The sequence below is a fragment of the Pseudomonas sp. 210_17 TE3656 genome, from assembly GCF_054821965.1.
In genome coordinates this window covers 4,115,690-4,132,362 of record NZ_JBTRBC010000001.1, presented here as the reverse complement: position 1 = coordinate 4,132,362, position 16,673 = coordinate 4,115,690, and the positions used below count along the sequence as shown (strand labels likewise).

19 protein-coding genes and 1 pseudogene are annotated in these 16,673 nt (G+C 59.0%); 12 read left to right on the top strand and 8 right to left on the bottom strand.

Translation table 11 applies throughout. From position 1 onward, the window contains the following. The first annotated feature begins 63 nt into the window (after positions 1–63). Positions 64–852, top strand: a complete 789-nt coding sequence (locus ACVI9W_RS19380) for a hypothetical protein (RefSeq protein ID WP_461530871.1) — start codon at positions 64–66, stop codon at positions 850–852. 81 nt (positions 853–933) lie between these two features. On the opposite strand, the gene prmB is transcribed toward ACVI9W_RS19380, so the two are convergent. Further along, complete coding sequence (gene prmB / locus ACVI9W_RS19375) at positions 934–1,842, bottom strand: 50S ribosomal protein L3 N(5)-glutamine methyltransferase (RefSeq protein ID WP_461530870.1); 909 nt, start codon at positions 1,840–1,842, stop codon at positions 934–936. A gap of 190 nt (positions 1,843–2,032) precedes the next feature. Here prmB and ACVI9W_RS19370 point away from each other — a divergent pair, with 190 nt between their 5' ends. The 3 genes from ACVI9W_RS19370 to ACVI9W_RS19360 all read left to right on the top strand — a co-directional run bounded on the left by ACVI9W_RS19370 (position 2,033) and on the right by ACVI9W_RS19360 (position 3,630). Further along, a complete protein-coding gene (locus tag ACVI9W_RS19370) occupies positions 2,033–2,623 on the top strand; it encodes a cysteine hydrolase family protein (RefSeq protein ID WP_461530869.1) in 591 nt (196 codons plus the stop codon). 76 nt (positions 2,624–2,699) lie between these two features. Beyond that, the gene (locus tag ACVI9W_RS19365) at positions 2,700–3,020 is read left to right on the top strand and encodes a hypothetical protein (RefSeq protein WP_038608388.1); all 321 of its coding nucleotides are present in this window, start codon (positions 2,700–2,702) and stop codon (positions 3,018–3,020) included. A 52-nt stretch (positions 3,021–3,072) separates the two neighbouring features. Then, the gene (locus ACVI9W_RS19360; protein ID WP_461530868.1) at positions 3,073–3,630 is read left to right on the top strand and encodes a Smr/MutS family protein; all 558 of its coding nucleotides are present in this window, start codon (positions 3,073–3,075) and stop codon (positions 3,628–3,630) included. A gap of 112 nt (positions 3,631–3,742) precedes the next feature. On the opposite strand, the pseudogene ACVI9W_RS19355 reads toward ACVI9W_RS19360, so the two are convergent. Then, positions 3,743–3,973: pseudogene (locus tag ACVI9W_RS19355) on the bottom strand (glycoside hydrolase family 19 protein); the annotation flags it as partial. Between the two features lie 89 nt (positions 3,974–4,062). On the opposite strand from ACVI9W_RS19355, the gene ACVI9W_RS19350 reads away from it, so the two are divergent. Beyond that, complete coding sequence (locus ACVI9W_RS19350; protein ID WP_461530867.1) at positions 4,063–5,226, top strand: acyltransferase family protein; 1,164 nt, start codon at positions 4,063–4,065, stop codon at positions 5,224–5,226. A gap of 154 nt (positions 5,227–5,380) precedes the next feature. Here ACVI9W_RS19350 and ACVI9W_RS19345 read toward each other — a convergent pair whose 3' ends face one another. Further along, positions 5,381–5,887 (bottom strand): hypothetical protein, encoded by a 507-nt coding sequence (locus tag ACVI9W_RS19345; protein WP_461530866.1) that lies wholly within the window; start codon positions 5,885–5,887, stop codon positions 5,381–5,383. Positions 5,888–6,266: 379 nt separating this feature from the next. On the opposite strand from ACVI9W_RS19345, the gene folE reads away from it, so the two are divergent. Both folE and ACVI9W_RS19335 read left to right on the top strand, forming a co-directional pair. Then, positions 6,267–6,812 (top strand): GTP cyclohydrolase I FolE, encoded by a 546-nt coding sequence (gene folE / locus ACVI9W_RS19340; RefSeq protein WP_400173584.1) that lies wholly within the window; start codon positions 6,267–6,269, stop codon positions 6,810–6,812. Between the two features lie 59 nt (positions 6,813–6,871). Continuing rightward, positions 6,872–7,240, top strand: coding sequence for a glutathione S-transferase N-terminal domain-containing protein (locus tag ACVI9W_RS19335; RefSeq protein ID WP_461530865.1), 369 nt, complete (start codon positions 6,872–6,874; stop codon positions 7,238–7,240). Positions 7,241–7,244: 4 nt separating this feature from the next. Here the strand turns inward: ACVI9W_RS19335 and ACVI9W_RS19330 are convergent, their stop codons facing one another. Then, the gene (locus tag ACVI9W_RS19330) at positions 7,245–7,847 is read right to left on the bottom strand and encodes a glutathione S-transferase family protein (RefSeq protein ID WP_038608379.1); all 603 of its coding nucleotides are present in this window, start codon (positions 7,845–7,847) and stop codon (positions 7,245–7,247) included. Between the two features lie 145 nt (positions 7,848–7,992). Between ACVI9W_RS19330 and ACVI9W_RS19325 the strand changes: the two genes are divergently transcribed. Beyond that, positions 7,993–9,186 (top strand): benzoate/H(+) symporter BenE family transporter, encoded by a 1,194-nt coding sequence (locus ACVI9W_RS19325; RefSeq protein ID WP_461530864.1) that lies wholly within the window; start codon positions 7,993–7,995, stop codon positions 9,184–9,186. On the opposite strand, the gene ACVI9W_RS19320 is transcribed toward ACVI9W_RS19325, so the two are convergent. Next, positions 9,183–10,583: an aminotransferase-like domain-containing protein gene (locus tag ACVI9W_RS19320; RefSeq protein WP_461530863.1), complete on the bottom strand. Its 1,401-nt coding sequence runs from the start codon at positions 10,581–10,583 to the stop codon at positions 9,183–9,185. The genes ACVI9W_RS19325 and ACVI9W_RS19320 overlap by 4 nt on opposite strands. 113 nt (positions 10,584–10,696) lie before the next feature. Here ACVI9W_RS19320 and ACVI9W_RS19315 point away from each other — a divergent pair, with 113 nt between their 5' ends. Both ACVI9W_RS19315 and ACVI9W_RS19310 read left to right on the top strand, forming a co-directional pair. Continuing rightward, positions 10,697–11,860, top strand: coding sequence for an MFS transporter (locus tag ACVI9W_RS19315; protein ID WP_461530862.1), 1,164 nt, complete (start codon positions 10,697–10,699; stop codon positions 11,858–11,860). Between the two features lie 106 nt (positions 11,861–11,966). Beyond that, positions 11,967–12,806, top strand: a complete 840-nt coding sequence (locus ACVI9W_RS19310) for a lipopolysaccharide kinase InaA family protein (protein WP_461530861.1) — start codon at positions 11,967–11,969, stop codon at positions 12,804–12,806. 4 nt (positions 12,807–12,810) lie between these two features. On the opposite strand, the gene ACVI9W_RS19305 is transcribed toward ACVI9W_RS19310, so the two are convergent. After that, positions 12,811–13,572 (bottom strand): SDR family oxidoreductase, encoded by a 762-nt coding sequence (locus ACVI9W_RS19305; RefSeq protein WP_038608364.1) that lies wholly within the window; start codon positions 13,570–13,572, stop codon positions 12,811–12,813. A gap of 229 nt (positions 13,573–13,801) precedes the next feature. Here ACVI9W_RS19305 and ACVI9W_RS19300 point away from each other — a divergent pair, with 229 nt between their 5' ends. Next, on the top strand, positions 13,802–14,806 hold the full coding sequence (locus ACVI9W_RS19300; protein ID WP_461530860.1) for an NADP-dependent oxidoreductase: 1,005 nt from the start codon (positions 13,802–13,804) through the stop codon (positions 14,804–14,806). Here ACVI9W_RS19300 and pyrF read toward each other — a convergent pair. Further along, positions 14,796–15,497: an orotidine-5'-phosphate decarboxylase gene (gene pyrF, locus ACVI9W_RS19295; RefSeq protein WP_038608358.1), complete on the bottom strand. Its 702-nt coding sequence runs from the start codon at positions 15,495–15,497 to the stop codon at positions 14,796–14,798. The genes ACVI9W_RS19300 and pyrF overlap by 11 nt on opposite strands. Positions 15,498–15,676: 179 nt before the next feature. Here pyrF and ACVI9W_RS19290 point away from each other — a divergent pair, with 179 nt between their 5' ends. Continuing rightward, positions 15,677–15,844: a DUF2897 family protein gene (locus ACVI9W_RS19290; protein ID WP_010224101.1), complete on the top strand. Its 168-nt coding sequence runs from the start codon at positions 15,677–15,679 to the stop codon at positions 15,842–15,844. 30 nt (positions 15,845–15,874) lie between these two features. Here ACVI9W_RS19290 and ACVI9W_RS19285 read toward each other — a convergent pair whose 3' ends face one another. Further along, positions 15,875–16,669, bottom strand: coding sequence for an SDR family NAD(P)-dependent oxidoreductase (locus ACVI9W_RS19285; protein ID WP_461530859.1), 795 nt, complete (start codon positions 16,667–16,669; stop codon positions 15,875–15,877). Between the last annotated feature and the right edge of the window lie 4 nt (positions 16,670–16,673).

Here is a 16,673-nt window from a genome sequence, read left to right as displayed (position 1 = left end):
CCGATAAGCCGATGCTGGCATCGTGATTGTGTCCAGCTTGCTGTGCACAAGAGGATTGCCGTGATGACTGAAGCCGCCCCCCAGGATGCCCCCGAAACCCCAGAGGCCGCGCCGGAACCCGCGCCGCTGCCATGGGCCGAGGTGACTGCGGAACATTTCCAGATGCTGCGCCTGGCGCCGCTGCCGACTGACCGCAACAGTGGTGCACGACCACTGCGCTTCGTCCAGTACGGCTATGCCGAGCGCCACAACAAAGACATCAGCCTGTTGCGCATGAGCATCCAGTTGCCCGGGCAAAAGGTGCGCAAGGAACAGAACCATCTGGACATCTGGGTCGATCATCAGCAAAAACACGTGCGAATCGGCCCTGATAGCGGCCTGCAGATCGAGCCTTTGAACCGTGGACTGGGGCGCTTCCTGCTGGCCCAGGCCGTAAACTGGGCGCAACGCAAGTGGTCGCACTACCGGGTCGAGGGTGCCGCGCTGGCGAACAAGGACGCCCTCAACGAGGACACCCGCCTGCGCCGTGACCATCTGTTGCACAGCCATGGCCTGGAAGTCGAATACGCCGATGCCCAGCACCTCAAGGGTCGCTACGTCGATGCACAGGTCGGCGAGCTCAAGGGCGGCTGGAATGCTGACAAGGTGCAGCGCGTGGAAATCCTCGATGCCGCGCAGATGCTCCAGCAGGCCGAACAGAATCTGCAGGAAAAGGAAGCGCAACTGCGCGAGCGTGACGAACGGGTCAGCAAGTACCGTCGCGAAGACAGTGGCTTGCGCTTCACCATCACTTGCCTGGTGGCCTTTGCGGTATTCCAGGCCGGGTTGTTGATCTGGATTGCGACCCACTAAAAGCATCGCGGGGCAAGCCCGCTCCCACAGGGTTTAATTCATCCCTGTGGGAGCGGGCTTGCCCCGCGATTGATTCAGCCCTTACACCCTTGAAGCAAACACCCCCTGATGTTGCCGGCACTGCTCCGCCGTCAACATGAATACGCCGTGCCCACCGCGCTCGAATTCCAGCCAGGCAAAATCCACTTCCGGGTACAGCGCTTCGACGTGCACCTGGCTATTGCCGACTTCGACGATCAACAAGCCCTTCTCGGTCAGGTGATCCGCCGCTTCGGCCAGCATGCGCCGCACCAGGTCCAGGCCGTCGTTGCCACAGGCCAGGCCCAGTTCCGGCTCATGGTGGTACTCATCCGGCATGTCGGCGAAATCCTCGGCATCGACATACGGCGGGTTGGACAGGATCAGATCGAAGCGCTGCCCTGGCAAACCGTCGAAGCCATCGCCCTGAACGGTATAGACGCGCTCTTCCAGGCCATGACGCTCGATGTTCTGGTTGGCCACCTCCAGCGCTTCGAACGACAGGTCGGCCAGCACCACTTCGGCCTCAGGGAACACCTCGGCACTGACGATACCGATGCAACCTGAACCGGTACACAGATCGAGAATGCGCGCAGGTTCGCTGGCCAGCCACGGCTCGAAACGTTTTTCGATCAGCTCGCCGATGGGCGAACGCGGAATCAGCACGCGCTCGTCAACGATAAAGGCCAGGCCGCAGAACCACGCCTCGCCCAACAAGTAGGCAGTCGGCACGCGGTCTTCGATACGGCGCTTGAGCAGGCGCTGCAGATGCACCAGTTCGTCGTCTTCCAGCTGGCAGTCCAGATAGCTGTCGGCAACCTCCCAAGGCAAATGCACCGAGCCGAGCACCAGCAGCCGTGCTTCGTCCCAGGCGTTGTCGGCACCATGTCCAAAAAACAGGCCATGCTCATGGAAACGGCTGACAGCCCAACGGATATGATCGCGCAGGGTGCGCAGGCGAGAAGTGATCACAACAGACTCCTTGAAAGACGACCTGCAATTCTAACAGCCCGATCACAGAAAAGGTTCGTCAAAACCGCCTGTAAGTGTTTCGCCGACATGGCTGCAGGCCACTAACGACGCTGCTTGTACGCGAAGCCATTCACATAAGTGCTCAGGCAGGGGACAATAGGTTGAAAAGCCCTATCCAAAGGAGCCCTTGATGTCTGTTCCAACGACGATGTTCCACCTTAGCGGCCGTGGCTATCCACCCGCCAAGCTCAGCAATGCCAGCCTGGTCATTATCGACGCGCAAAAAGAGTACCTGAGCGGTCCTCTGGCGCTGTCGGGCATGGACGAGGCTGTGGCGAACATCGCTAAAATGCTCGAAGCGGCGCGCAAGGCCGGCCGCCCGATCATCCATGTGCGCCACCTCGGCACCGTCGGTGGCCTGTTCGACCCACAGGGGCCACGCGGCGAGTTCATTCCGGGCCTTGAACCGCAAGGCGATGAAATGATCATCGAAAAGCGCATGCCCAACGCCTTCAAGAACACGACCCTGCATGAAACCCTGCAGAAGTACGGGCACCTGGACCTGATCGTCTGCGGTTTCATGAGCCATTCCAGCGTCAGCACCACCGTGCGCCGGGCCAAGGACTATGGTTACCGTTGCACCCTGATCGAGGATGCCTGCGCTACCCGCGACCTGCCGTTCAAGGGAGGGATCATTGCCGCCGCACAGATCCAGCAAAGCGAAATGGCGATCATGGCCGACAACTTCGCTTGCGTGGCACCGACCAGCAGCCTGATCTGATCGGTCATCCGACGGGCTGGCGGAACCACCTTGCGCTATTTCGGTCAACATCCGGATATCCACAGAGGAAATCGGCATGAAGTTGTCCGACGGTTTCGATGCCAAGCGCTTGCGCCAGCGTGAGCCACGCAATTGGGGCGCACGCCTGGCAGCTGCCTTTTCGGCGCTGCTGGCGACCCTTGGCGTGCTGCTGGTCATGGCCGGCGCCGCCAGCCTGCTCGGCAACCTTGAAGCACTGGCCGAGCTCAACGCCAACCGCGCGGGTGCCGCAGTCGTACTCGCAGGCGGCCTGGTGCTGCTGTACCTGGGTATCTGGTTCTGGCGCCGCAGCCGTCTGCGCCTGCGCCGCAGCCGTGAGCTGAACCTGTCGCCGCACCTGATGAAAAAGCACGATTGACTGCAACCTGCGGGGGAGTCGCGTAAACTACGCCGCCCAGGCGGAGGCTTACATGCAAGACAACGATTTTTCCCTGTTCAAAAGCGAGATGCGCGGCGTCAAGCCGATCAAACATGATCGCGCCGAAGTCGGCAAACCCAAGGCCGACCGCAAGCAACTGGCCGGCCTGCGTCAGGCCGCGACGGTACGCAGCGACCAGAATGTGGTCGATGGCTTGTCGGACCAGTTTGTCATCGATGTGGGGCCCGAAGACGACCTGCACTGGAGCCGTGACGGCGTCCAGGAAAGCCAGATGCGCAAACTCAAGCTCGGCCAGATCGGTTTCGAAGGCAGCCTTGACCTGCACGGCATGAACGTGGAAAAAGCCCGCGAAACCCTCTGGGCGTTCCTCGCCGAGGCTACCCGCTTCGAAGTACGCTGCGTGCGCGTCACCCATGGCAAGGCCGTACGCCTGGATGGCAAGAAGCCGATGATCAAGAGTCACGTCAACACCTGGCTGCGCCAACACCCGCAGGTACTGGGGTTTACCTCGTGCCAGGCCCGTCATGGCGGCACCGGTGCAGTGTACGTGATGCTCAAACGAACCATGCTCGAAGGCCGTGACGAGTAACGCCGTACTTGCAGCGCCGCCACAGCCGCCTGCCCTTGGCGTTTGCGATAAATCCCACAGGTAGATCCATGTCCCCGGACCAGAACTACACCGCGATTTCGGCGGGGTAGCACTGGGCAAGCTTACCGGTGCCGTACTTTGCCAAGCAGGCATCGCCACCCAGCTCGTGGACATAGCGGAGCTGCCCTGATTCGTGACCGATCTGCGCGATGAAGGCGGCGATGCGCAAGCGGGTGATGATGGCGTGCTTACCCATGCTGGCATTCGGAGCAGGAACAAAAGCGCCGGTTTGGCGACCGGCGTTTCGGAGGATCTGCAGCAACTGCTGCGCGATGATGGACATTGCTTGTCTCCAGGCAAAAATAAACCCGCTCAGTGGCGGGTTTTAGATAGAATCTCTGTTTTGATTATCTGAATCTGAGAATGCAGTCCATGGGCACGAGTAGTGAGAGTTCTTGGGAATCCAAAAAAATAAACTACATACCCGGCCTAGATGGCGTAAGAGCAATATCCGTAGCGCTTGTTATACTCTTTCACTACGCATCGTTTTTCCCGGACGTATTTAGTTCGTCCGGGCTTATCGGAAAGTCCTTAGGGAAAATTCTTTCCATTGGCTGGATAGGGGTTGATATTTTCTTTGTTATATCCGGCTACCTAATAGCAACAATACTAATCAAAAACCCAATAAGCTCAACAGCCGATTATGCAAAGTTCATAAAAAAGAGATTTCTCAGACTAATGCCAGCGTATACCGCATGCGCTGCAATATTCTTAGGCCTGTCGTTAGCCTTCTATCCAGAAAGCAAAATAGTAGAGAACCAGTATTCGATATGGACTCTATCATCAAACATACCAACAATCTGGGGTGAGCGATCACCGCTGGGCGGACCAGGCTTCACGCTGGTTCACTTTTGGTCGCTGGCAGTAGAGTGGCACTTCTACATAACCTTCCCCATTGCAATGATCCTAATAAGGTCCGTTCGCAAAATTGCGATTCTTGCAATCATCATAGCTATCGTATCGAGAGTAATCCTTATCTATATAGGGCATGAAAATTTCGACAATGCCATATACGCGTTCACGACATGCAGAGGTGACGCGCTGGCCTGTGGTGTTTTCCTGGCAACCATGAATGAATACAAAGGATCAAAGCTCCCACGTCTCATCGGGCTGACAGGACTCTTAGTTTTATTGTGGGTTTTATACAGGATAGCGGAAAGCGACCTGCAATTTAAAGCCATTACCTGGGTTCAGGTCTACGGCTACACAGCAATAGCCGTGTCGGTAGCCATGATTATTTATTCCATAATAAACTCAAGTCAATCGTCGGCAATAATACGAACACTTGAAAGCAAACCATTTTCAGCAGTCGGCCGCTCAAGCTACAGCTTGTACATCTGGCACTTGCCGCTATACCCAATGATTGCAATCTCAGCCAGAGAGCACATCGGCTCCCCTACAGATCAACTAATTATTTCATTTTCGGCCTCACTACTGGCGACAGCAATACTCGGCTTTCTTTCGTATCGCTATATAGAGTTAAGATTTATGCGACCAAGGCCAGCCCGCACCATACAGACCAATGCGTCATACTGATAAACATAACGCGATACAAAGCGCCGACACTTAAGCTGTCGGCACGATTCATGCCGACAGCGAACGAGCGCTTTGAAAGACGCAGCAACTGGATCGAAATCAATGCGCTTGTGGGTGGTCAGGCCAATTGATGGATTGCGGAAATCCGGCTTGTTTATGGATTTTGTTCAGGCTCAGCTTGTACGCTGCGTATTGCTCGCTGAGTAGGCCTGCGACAAAGGTATTCACCATACCGCTGGTCGCCAAGTTCGCTTCTTCCAGAACAAGTCACTCCGCACTCATCTGGCATTGCAGTTCCCCCTTCCGAAGGCTGATGAATAACTTCCTTAACACCAACCAAAATCATCTCCGAGTTAAACATCAGCGTGATATCCACCCCAGAGAAACCCAAGGTGAAACGACTAAACACGTACGCCCCTGCGCCGCCTGCCACAGCTATGCCGCATACTTTGAGTTCGCCTTTTATACTGGCATGCGCCCGAGCAGGATTGCGGTACTCCGCTGAGAGGTGGTCGACCAGGCCAAGCGCGTGGACGACGTCAGTCGCATGGTGGTGGATTACCAGGTCGAGGAGCGCACCAAGACCAAGGAGGCCCGGCAAGTGGCCCACAACAGCCCAGCCTTGCACGCCATTGAAGAAGCCGAAAAGGTGGTCTGCCAACGCAACCGACCGGGCCGCAGAAAGCCCCTCAGTCAGCCTTCGCGCTCCCACCGACCAGGAATTTTGAGTGCATCCAGCAGGCCAGCGTGACCTAGAAACACTCCCTGGTCGCGCCGGGGGAACTGAACATTCGCGCTCGTCGGCCATACAACTGCCGACATACATACGCTACTATGTGCCTCATGGCGGGTATGAACCCTGCGTTTATAGCCAATCAGTTGGGTCATAGCGTGCAGATGCTCTTGCCGACCTACGCCCGATGGATCAACTCCAGTACAGACTGGAGCGAGCTCGGGAAAGCTTGAAAGCAAGCTGATTGGTACAAAATCGGTACAGACTGAAACAGTACCCCTCTGAAACCCTTATGGAATCAGCCCCTGTGACACTGGAACAGAACTACACCGCTATCCTCGGCCAGCTCGGCGAGGACGTCTCCCGCGAGGGCCTGCTCGACACGCCCAAGCGGGCTGCGAAGGCCATGCAGTACCTTTGCCGCGGTTATGAACAAACCCTGGAAGAAGTGACCAACGGCGCACTGTTCAGCTCCGATAACAGCGAAATGGTCCTGGTCAAGGACATCGAGCTGTACTCGCTGTGCGAACACCATATGCTGCCGTTCATCGGCAAGGCTCACGTCGCCTACATCCCCGATGGCAAGGTCCTGGGCCTGTCCAAGGTTGCGCGGATCGTCGACATGTACGCACGTCGCCTGCAGATCCAGGAAAACCTCAGCCGCCAGGTGGCCGAGGCGATCCAGAAGGTCACCGGCGCCCTGGGCGTGGCGGTGGTCATCGAAGCCAAGCACATGTGCATGATGATGCGCGGTGTGGAAAAACAGAACTCGACCATGATCACCTCGGTGATGCTCGGCGAATTCCGTGAAAATGCCGCGACCCGCAGCGAGTTTCTCAGCCTGATCAAGTAATCGGGCCTGACTGCAAGCCGACCTTCCGTGGTCGGCTTTTTTTATTCTTAGGAGTTGCCATGATCGTCAAAGCACTGCGTGTCGGCTTAGGTCAGTTGATTGTCTTCGGTGACTGGATCAGCCGCCCGGCCAAACTCAAACGCGAACCGGCCACCCAGGCGCTGGTCGAGCAACAGGCCAAGGGCTTGAGCCTGTACCAGTTCCACGCCTGCCCGTTCTGCGTGAAAACCCGCCGCACCCTGCACCGTCTGAACGTGCCAGTGACCCTGCGCGATGCGAAGAATAACGAACAGGATCGCCAGGCACTGCTCAATGAAGGTGGCAAGATCAAAGTGCCGTGCCTGCGTATTGAAGAAGACGGCAAGACCACCTGGATGTACGAATCCAAGGTGATCATCGATTACCTCAACAAGCGTTTTGCCGCCTGATCGCTCAGCCGATCATGGTCACATGACGGGGATGGCTGGCGACCCGATCCAGCCATGCCTGAATGCCCGGATAGGCGTCCAGGTCAAAACCACCCTGCTGGGCGACATGGGTGTAGGCGTACAGCGCAACATCGGCAATCGAGTAGCGGTCGCCGACCAGATAAGGCGTTAGCTGCAGCTGCTTCTCCATCACCCGCAAAGCCTTGTAGCCGCCTTTGTGCAGGGTCTTGTATTCCTCCAGGCGCTCTTGCGGCAGGCCCAGATAAAACTGGATGAAGCGCGCCACGGCTATGTACGGCTCATGGCTGTATTGTTCGAAGAACTGCCACTGCAGCACCTGGGTGCGCAAGCGCGGCTCGCTGGGCAGGAATTCGGTGCCATCGGCGAGAAAGTTCAGGATCGCGTTGGATTCCCACAGGTAGGTGCCGTCTTCAAGCTCCAGCACTGGCACCTTGCCATTGGGGTTCATAGCCAGAAACGCCGGGGTTTCCGTCTCGCCCTTGAGGATATCCACCGAATGCCATTCATAAGGCAGACCAAGCAAGTGCAGCATCAGCTTGACCTTGTAGCAGTTACCCGACTGGTAATCACCGTAAACCTTGTACATCTCTCCCCCCACTCAATGGCTGAATCGTACCCGCCCCCATAGTTGGCGACTGTACGGCTAAATGCAATGCCTGCTGTATGGCAAGAAAGGCAAGCCTGCGCGTTAGTCTGCAAAATCTGCTTACACCTAGAACAAGGATTGCCCCATGCCCGATGCCACTTCCGCGCAACTGCGCCCTTTGGCTGACTCCTCCCCTTCGGCCGTGGTCGCAGGCTTTATTGCCATGCTGACCGGCTACACCAGCTCCCTGGTGCTGATGTTCCAGGCCGGCCAGGCGGCCGGCTTGACCAGCGCGCAAATCTCATCGTGGATCTGGGCCCTGTCGATCGGCATGGCAGTGTGCAGCATCGGCCTGTCATTACGCTATCGCACACCGGTGACTGTGGCCTGGTCGACCCCGGGGGCGGCGCTGTTGATCACCAGCCTTGGCGGCGTCAGCTATGGTGAAGCCATCGGCGCCTACATCACCTGCGCCGTGCTGGTGGTGATCTGCGGCCTGACCGGCAGTTTCGAACGCCTGGTCAAACGCATTCCAGCCTCACTGGCATCGGCGTTGCTGGCCGGTATCCTGTTCAAGATCGGCAGCGAAATCTTCATTGCCGCCCAGCACCGCACCGCGCTGGTGCTGGGGATGTTCTTCAGTTACCTGATTATCAAGCGCCTGTCGCCACGTTATGCCGTGCTCGCCGCATTGCTGGTGGGCACCGCCTTGTCCGGTGCCATGGGCCTGCTGGATTTCAGTGGTTTCAGCCTGGAGGTGGCAACCCCGGTGTGGACCACCCCAAGCTTCTCCCTGGCTGCCACCATCAGCATCGGCATTCCACTGTTCGTGGTCGCCATGACCTCCCAGAACATGCCGGGCGTTGCCGTGTTGCGGGCCGACGGTTATCAGGTGCCGGCCTCACCCCTGATCTCGGTGACCGGCCTGGCCTCGCTGGTATTGGCGCCCTTCGGCTCCCATGGCATCAACCTGGCGGCGATCAGCGCGGCGATCTGTACCGGACCGCACGCCCATGAAGACCCGAACAAACGCTATACAGCAGCGGTCTGGTGCGGGATTTTCTATGGCATCGCCGGCGTTTTCGGCGCCACCCTGGCCGCCCTCTTCGCTGCCTTGCCGAAAGAGCTGGTGCTGTCGATTGCTGCCCTGGCACTGTTCGGTTCGATCATGAACGGCCTGACGGTTGCCATGAATGAAGCCAAAGAGCGCGAAGCGGCATTGATCACCTTCATGGTCACCGCGTCGGGCTTTACCCTGTTCTCGATCGGCTCAGCGTTCTGGGGGATCGTCGCCGGGGTGTTGACGCTGATGATTCTCAACTGGCGCAAGAACGGCTAACTCTGCCTTTGGGGCCGCTCGGTGCGCTGCAGGAACGCCTGGGCGCGCTGGTCCTGAACATAGGCGACATTGATCCGCAACCAGTCACTGGCTGCCCCCTGCGGATCAAATGCACTGCCCGGCGCCAGCAGCACCGAACAAGCCAATGCTTCTCGATTGAGTGCGGCGAAATCCCAACCAGGGCAACGCGCCCAGACAAACATCCCGCCATAAGGCTCGGTAAATACCTGCCAGCCGCTGGCTTCCAGCTGCCCCAGCGCCTTGGCCATGTGCTGCGCCAGCCGCGGACGCAGGCGCGCCACGCTTTTGCGGTACGAACCACTGGCGAGCATCTGTGCCACCACCTGCTCGCTGAAGCGGCAAGTACCAAGCCCGGCAACCATCTTCAGCTCAGCCAGGCGGGCGACCAGTGCAGGTTCCGCCACCAGGTAACCGACGCGTAACGAGCTGCTCAGGGTCTTGGAAAAGCTCGCGAGGTAAATTACCCGCTGCTCGGCGTCCAGGGTGGCCAGACGCGTTACCGCACCGTCCTGGAAGTCGGCATAGATATCGTCTTCGATGATCTGTACATCATGCTCACGAGCGAGCTCCAGCAAGCGGTAAGCCACCTTTGGGGTCAGGCTGCTGCCGGTGGGGTTGTGATACAGACTGTTGATGTACAGGCAACGCGGCCGATGGCGCTTGAGCAGGTCTTCCAGTACTTGCAGGTCCGGGCCTGCGGCGGTACGCGGCACCAGCAGCATCTCGATCTGATGCTGGCGCAGCAGGTTGTACAGGTTGTAGTACCCCGGACTTTCCACCACGACCTTGTCGCCAGGCTTGAGCAGGGTTCGCACCAACAGGTCGAGAGCATGGCTGGCACCCTGGGTCGTAAGGATCTGCTGGGGGCTGACCTGGATACCGATCAGCCCCAGGACCTTGTGTAGTTGAGCACGCAAATTGGCCAGCCCCAACGGTGGACAGTAGTCGAGCAAATCTTCCACCGGCCCACGGCTGACGTGACGCACAGCCTGGGCGATCGCTTCGGTGGCGCGCCAGCTGGACGGCACCCAGCCACAACACAGATTGAGCAGGTCGACCGGGGCATCGCTGAATTGTTGCCAGCGATTGGCAAAGGTTTCATCGCGAAATGGTTGATCAACCAGCGGAGCACTTAGCCGCTGTTCAGCGACAAAAAAGCCGGCACCATGCCGAGCCTCCAGCAATCCCATTGCCACCAGCCGGTCATAGGCTTCGATCACACAGGACTGGCTGATGCCCTGCTCGCGCGCCAACTGGCGAATCGATGGCAGGCGGCTGCCGGGACGCAGGCGCTGCTGTTCGATCCAGCCCTGCAACTGATCCGTGACCTGCTGGACCAGTGGTGTGGAAGATTGACGGTGAAGTGTCAGGTTCATGGGCAAAGTGTTCGGTAGTTTTGTCCGAACAGTTAATCACAAATCCTCGGCCAGTGTGCCTTGAGTGCCCTTGGTCAGCACCGGATAGTCTCGGCATCGACAAGGAGCTCTCTATGCCTACCCAGCGTCCCCCTGCCCTGCTGGCCTTTGCCCTGTGCCTGATCACCTTTGCGGTCAACCTGCAGGCTCCGCTCTACACTGCCTATGCCGAACGTTCCGGAACTGGTGCCGCAGCCACGGCGGTGGCTTTTTCAGCGTATGTCGTCGGCGTGGTGCCGGTCCTGTTGCTGCTCGGTGGCCTGGCGGACCGGATCGGGCGGCGGCCCCTGATCATCATTGCCCTGGGCTTGTCGATGCTGGCCACCCTGCTGATGCTGCTGGCGCCAACCCTGGAAGCACTGGGGCTGGCACGCTTGCTACTGGGCGTCGGCACAGCGCTGGCCTCGGCGACGGGCACCGCCTACATGAGTGAACTGATGCACAACGGCGACCATCAGCGTGCGGCCACGTGGGTCACTGCCAGTACCTCACTGGGCTTTGGCCTTGGCGCTGCGTTGACCAGCCTGTTCCTGTTGCGTGGGCCGAGCCTGGCACCTGAAAGCTTCTACTTGCATCTACTGCTGGCCGGCCTGGCCTTGCTGGCGGTGTGGCGTCTTCCCGATCAACGTCGCGATGCCCGGGGCGCGTGGCTACGCCTGCCCTGCTACCCCGCAGGCAGCCTGCCTTATGGACTGGCGATTCTGCTGGCGTGGGCCTGCGTCGGTCTGGTCATCGCCTTGCTACCGTCGATCCTCAAGCAACACGGCCTGGCCAATTGGTCGGGCTTCTCAACCTTCTGTGTGATCAGCTGCGGCCTGTTGTTCCAGCCGCTGGCCCGGCGGATGGCGCCTGGCAAAGCGACCTTGCTCGGCTTGATGGTATTGCCCTGCAGCTATGCGTTGCTGGCCTGGGGTGCCGATCGCGGTCAACTGATCGCCGTGCTGCTCGGCACGGTGGCCACCAGCAGTGCCTGCTATGGCTTTGTCTATCTGGGTGGATTGTCAGCGGTAAACATGCTGGCAGGTGCCGAAAAAACTCGCGCCAGCGCAGGCTTCTTTCTTCTTGCTTACCTGGGCTTCAGCTTGCCGGTGATCTTTACCGGGCTATTGGCTGACCGTCTGGGTTCCAGGGTTGCCCTGTTGGCATTTGGCGCCGGCTTGCTGATTGGTTGCCTAGTGGTCGCTGCTCGCCTGTTTTGGCACTCCCCACGCCTGCAAAGTCACCCATCCGCCCAGTGAAAAACCAGGCACTTACAACGGTGAACAAAACGTGAAAAAAATGTAAAATTTGTAGGAAATGTTACACTTAGCCGATGATGGCATTTTGACATAGGAATGTGTAGCAGTGACACGCGGATGCAAGGATTTGGTGGATGAGTTTTCCTACACACTCAACCACCGTCGTTCCACACTACACTTCAAAGCACCTCCCGCCACCTTCACCGCTCATGCGTTGCAGCGTCTGGTAGAACAGCAGGGCTCGACCAAGCGCATCAGCGCGCCGCTGGACTGTAGCCGAAGCGCGCTGTTCACCAAACGCCAGCCCCTGGACTCGCTGAAAAAAAAGCTGCGGGTGGCCTTTGGTGGCAGCAAACGCCAAGGCCTGAATGACTGGGTGATCGAAGAGCTGGTCAATACCGCCGAAGCGCACAAACGCGGCGCCCGGGTTGCGCCGCTGATTGGCTTTGGTTACTCCAGGGACCGTCTTGGCCTGATGGATGACTTCATCATTATCACGGGCTTGCTGGCGGGTCATACCGATGGCTGGAAGTGGGTCAGCGCCAACCCGAAGCAGGTTGAAACGTTGATTGTCAGCGCCTTCGAACTGCTGCACTCACTGCACCAGCAAGGTGTCAGCCATATGGACCTGTGGGCTGCCAATGTGATGTTGCCCGACAAACTGTCGGCACCGGCCCAGGCCATCGACCTGGAGAACTGTTTCTGTCGGCCAACCAAATTCCTCAGCGAGACCCTCGGCTTTCAGTTCGGCTTCTTCTACTTCCGCGAGATCTATCGCTTTATCACCGAGGCCCGCTACGACGAACTGGTCAATGCTGCGCTGGCTGATTATCCCGATATCGACCGAGAGCGCTTCACACCCTGCTATGAGCTCAGCAAACATCAACACGTCGGCCGCAAAGACCGACGTACGGTGTTTCTCACCGGCCAGCTAAAAGCAGGCTAGCACGTCAGATCGCAGTCGCCCCACCATCCACTGCCAAGGCATGGCCGGTGGTGAACGCGGCGCCATCACTGCACAGGTACAGCACAGCGCTGGCGATCTCTTCGACCTTGCCGATACGCCCTACGGGGTGCATGGCTGCAGCAAACTCGGCCTTGCGCGGATCGGCCTCATAGGCACGGCGGAACATATCGGTATCGATCACCGCCGGGCAGACCGCGTTGACGCGGATTTTCTTCTTGGCGTATTCGATCGCCGCCGACTTGGTCAGACCGATCACTGCATGCTTGGAGGCGCTGTAGATACTCATTTTCGGCGCCGCGCCGAGCCCGGCCACCGACGCGGTGTTGACAATCGCACCGCCGCCCTGGGCCAGCAACAGCGGTAGCTGGTACTTCATGCACAACCACACACCCTTGACGTTGACGCCCATGATTGCGTCGAACTCGGCTTCGCTGCCTTCGGCCAAGCGGCCTTGCTCGATTTCGATGCCGGCATTGTTGAAGGCATAGTCGAGACGCCCATAAGCCTCGACAGTGCAAGCGAGCAGCTGCTGCACATCGGCTTCGCGGGTAACGTTACAAGTTACGAACAGCGCCTCTCCCCCTGCGGCGCGGATCAGATCGACCGTCCCCTGGCCGCCTGCAGCGTCCAGATCGGCAACCACCACCTTCAAACCTTCGGCGGCAAATGCCAAGGCCGTCGCCCGGCCGATACCCGCCGCGCCGCCAGTGACCAGGGCAACCTGGCCGGAAAAAGTCATGCTCATCGCTAGCTCCTGCAACAAAGTGAGGTCAGTGCCTGGAGTCTAGGCGGCCGGCAGCACGGATTGGCAGCATCATCAGGGTGCCGGTTGAAGCGATATCGGTTCGGGTGATTATCTGAATAATGCTGAATCACGCGAGTGGATCGTGATGCATTCGCCAAGCGGGTAAACCTTGCCGGAATGCCTGTGAGGGTCTATCAACACACTTTGCCCTTCATGCGAGAGCCCTGTCATGACCGCCCAGACCAACCGCCGCTTCCTGCTCGCCAAACGCCCGATCGGGGCAGTCAGCCGTGACGACTTCAACTTCGAACAGATACCACTCGGAGAACCCGGCGAAGGCCAGGTACAGGTGAAAAACCTCTACCTGTCCCTGGACCCGGCCATGCGCGGCTGGATGAACGAGGGCAAGTCTTACATCCCGCCAGTGGCTCTTGGCCAGGTCATGCGCGCCTTGGGCGTCGGCGAAGTAATCGCCTCGAAACACCCCGGCTTCGCCGTCGGCGACCACATCAATGGTGCCCTCGGCGTGCAGGACTACTTCGTCGGCGAGCCGCAGGGCTTCTACAAGATCGATCCGAAACTGGCACCGCTGCCGCGCTACCTGTCCGCCCTGGGCATGACCGGCATGACCGCCTACTTCGCCCTGCTCGACGTCGGCGCTCCCAAGGAAGGTGAAACCGTGGTGCTCTCTGGAGCCGCCGGTGCAGTAGGCAGCATTGCCGGACAGATTGCCAAGATCAAAGGTTGCCGGGTGGTCGGGATCGCCGGGGGCAAAGAGAAATGCCAGTACCTGATAGACGAACTGGGCTTTGACGGCGTCATTGACTACAAGGCCGAGGATGTCCTCGAAGGCCTCAAGCGTGAATGCCCGAAAGGGGTCGACGTCTACTTCGACAATGTCGGCGGCGACATTCTTGATGCCGTGCTCAGCCGCTTGAATTTCAAGGCCCGGGTGGTGATCTGCGGCGCCATCAGCCAGTACAACAACAAGCAGGCGGTCAAAGGTCCGGCCAATTACCTGTCACTGCTGGTCAACCGGGCGCGAATGGAAGGCTTCGTGGTGATGGACCATGCCGCCAATTACAGCAAGGCCGCACAGGAAATTGCCGGCTGGCTGGCAACCGGCAAACTGAAGAGCAAGGAAGATGTGGTCGAAGGGCTGGAAACCTTCCCCGAGACGCTGTTGAAGCTGTTCAGCGGGGAAAATTTCGGCAAGCTGATACTTAAGCTCTGATTTCAGCGACCACCGCGGCCAGCGCCTGCGCCGGATCGGCAGCCTGGCTGATCGGGCGACCGATCACCAGGTAATCGGAACCAGCGTCCAGCGCCTGACGCGGGGTCAGGATACGGCGCTGGTCATCCTGGGCGCTGCCCGCCGGACGAATACCCGGGGTAACCAGCTGCAGCGACGGATGCGCGGCCTTCAGCGCCGGTGCTTCCAGGGCAGAGCACACCAGACCGTCCATGCCAGCCTTTTCGGCCAGTGCCGCCAGGCGCAGCACCTGCTCCTGCGGTTCGATATCCAGGCCAATGCCGGCCAGGTCTTCACGCTCCATGCTGGTCAGCACAGTCACACCGATCAGCAGCGGTTGTGGGCCACTGCGCTTGGCCAACACCTCGCGGCAGGCCGACATCATGCGCAGGCCACCGGAGCAGTGGACGTTAACCATCCATACGCCCATCTCCGCAGCGGCTTTAACAGCCATGGCAGTGGTGTTGGGAATGTCGTGGAATTTCAGATCGAGGAACACCTCGAAGCCCTTCTCGACCAGGGTTTCGACAATGCCCGATGCGCTGCTGGTGAACAGCTCCTTGCCGACCTTGACCCGGCACAGGGACGGATCGAGCTGATCCGCCAGTTTCAGGGCGGCGTCACGGGTAGGGAAATCCAGGGCGACGATGATGGGCGTCTGGCAGGCGGACATGGGCGGGTCTCTTGGCAAGTCTTGAACGGCGCGCATTGTAAACGAAGTCGCGGTTTATGGGGGCCAATGATCGCGAATTGGCCCACCAGCGGCGGCGCCCCTATAATTGAACCAATGAATGATGCATTGGCTCCAACTTAACAGGAGCGACATCTTTCGCCGCTCTGAAGGAGAATTACATGCCCTGGTATGCTTGGTTGATTCTGGTGCTCGCGATAGGCTCCATCGTCGGTGGCCTGATGCTGCTGCGTGATACCGCGAAAAAGCTGCCCCTGACTGAAGAGCAGCTCAAGCGCGTGCATGAACGCAATGCTGAAATGGATGCCAAGGATGCGCAGGATCGTTGAGCCCTCCTGCTATCTGGCTGGCTCACAGCATCACTTGTAACGTGCTGCGGCAGAGCTGCGCGACAGATTTGGCCTCAGTGCATCGCGTGCCTTGATAAAAGCCTGCCAGTGCGCGGCATCCGGCAGCGACGGAATGGTCACCAACTCTCCGCTGTCCAACCCCGCCAGCGCCGCGTCGACCATCTCTCCTGCTTCCATAACCATCTGCGGATCGATCTGCGCGACATCCAGACCCGAGCGCTCCCAGATTTCGGTACGGGTCACACCCGGCAACACCGCCTGAACCTGTACATTCTTCTCTTTCAACTCACCTTGCAGCGTCTGGGTCAGGCTCAATACATAGGCCTTGCTCGCGCTGTACACCGCGTTGAACATCTCCGGCGCCAGGGCAACGACCGAGGCGATGTTGATGATGGTGCCGCGGCCGGCTTTACCAAACTGGGCGGCTGCGGCCGATGCCAGACGTGTTACCGCGACAATGTTGAGCGCCACCAACGAATCGGTCTGCGCTGCAGTGGCGTCGGCCAAGCTGCCATTCATGGCGATACCGGCATTATTGACCAATACACCAATGCTCTGGTCATCGCGTAAACGCTGTTCGACGCGGGCCAGATCTGCCCCTTGTGCAAGATCTGCCGACAATACCTCGACATTGATGCCATGCCGGGCCTGTAGATCAGCAGCCAAGGCTTCAAGCCGCTGTTGGTCCCGCGCGACCAACAACAGATCGTAACCACGAGCAGCCAGACGTTCTGCATAAACCGCACCGATTCCGGAAGATGCGCCAGTGACAAGCGCGGTAGGTGTTACCGAGGAAGCTGACATATCG

Bases quoted from the DNA above. Each gene is read 5' to 3' on its own strand.
- ACVI9W_RS19320 (WP_461530863.1), bottom strand. From the start codon at position 10,583: ATGAACCTGACACTTCACCGTCAATCTTCCACACCACTGGTCCAGCAG.
- ACVI9W_RS19360 (WP_461530868.1), top strand. From the start codon at position 3,073: ATGCAAGACAACGATTTTTCCCTGTTCAAAAGCGAGATGCGCGGCGTC.
- ACVI9W_RS19335 (WP_461530865.1), top strand. From the start codon at position 6,872: ATGATCGTCAAAGCACTGCGTGTCGGCTTAGGTCAGTTGATTGTCTTC.
- ACVI9W_RS19315 (WP_461530862.1), top strand. From the start codon at position 10,697: ATGCCTACCCAGCGTCCCCCTGCCCTGCTGGCCTTTGCCCTGTGCCTG.
- ACVI9W_RS19285 (WP_461530859.1), bottom strand. From the start codon at position 16,669: ATGTCAGCTTCCTCGGTAACACCTACCGCGCTTGTCACTGGCGCATCT.
- ACVI9W_RS19370 (WP_461530869.1), top strand. From the start codon at position 2,033: ATGTCTGTTCCAACGACGATGTTCCACCTTAGCGGCCGTGGCTATCCA.
- ACVI9W_RS19325 (WP_461530864.1), top strand. From the start codon at position 7,993: ATGCCCGATGCCACTTCCGCGCAACTGCGCCCTTTGGCTGACTCCTCC.
- ACVI9W_RS19350 (WP_461530867.1), top strand. From the start codon at position 4,063: ATGGGCACGAGTAGTGAGAGTTCTTGGGAATCCAAAAAAATAAACTAC.
- ACVI9W_RS19380 (WP_461530871.1), top strand. From the start codon at position 64: ATGACTGAAGCCGCCCCCCAGGATGCCCCCGAAACCCCAGAGGCCGCG.
- ACVI9W_RS19330 (WP_038608379.1), bottom strand. From the start codon at position 7,847: ATGTACAAGGTTTACGGTGATTACCAGTCGGGTAACTGCTACAAGGTC.
- pyrF (WP_038608358.1), bottom strand. From the start codon at position 15,497: ATGTCCGCCTGCCAGACGCCCATCATCGTCGCCCTGGATTTCCCTACC.
- ACVI9W_RS19290 (WP_010224101.1), top strand. From the start codon at position 15,677: ATGCCCTGGTATGCTTGGTTGATTCTGGTGCTCGCGATAGGCTCCATC.
- ACVI9W_RS19365 (WP_038608388.1), top strand. From the start codon at position 2,700: ATGAAGTTGTCCGACGGTTTCGATGCCAAGCGCTTGCGCCAGCGTGAG.
- ACVI9W_RS19305 (WP_038608364.1), bottom strand. From the start codon at position 13,572: ATGAGCATGACTTTTTCCGGCCAGGTTGCCCTGGTCACTGGCGGCGCG.
- ACVI9W_RS19300 (WP_461530860.1), top strand. From the start codon at position 13,802: ATGACCGCCCAGACCAACCGCCGCTTCCTGCTCGCCAAACGCCCGATC.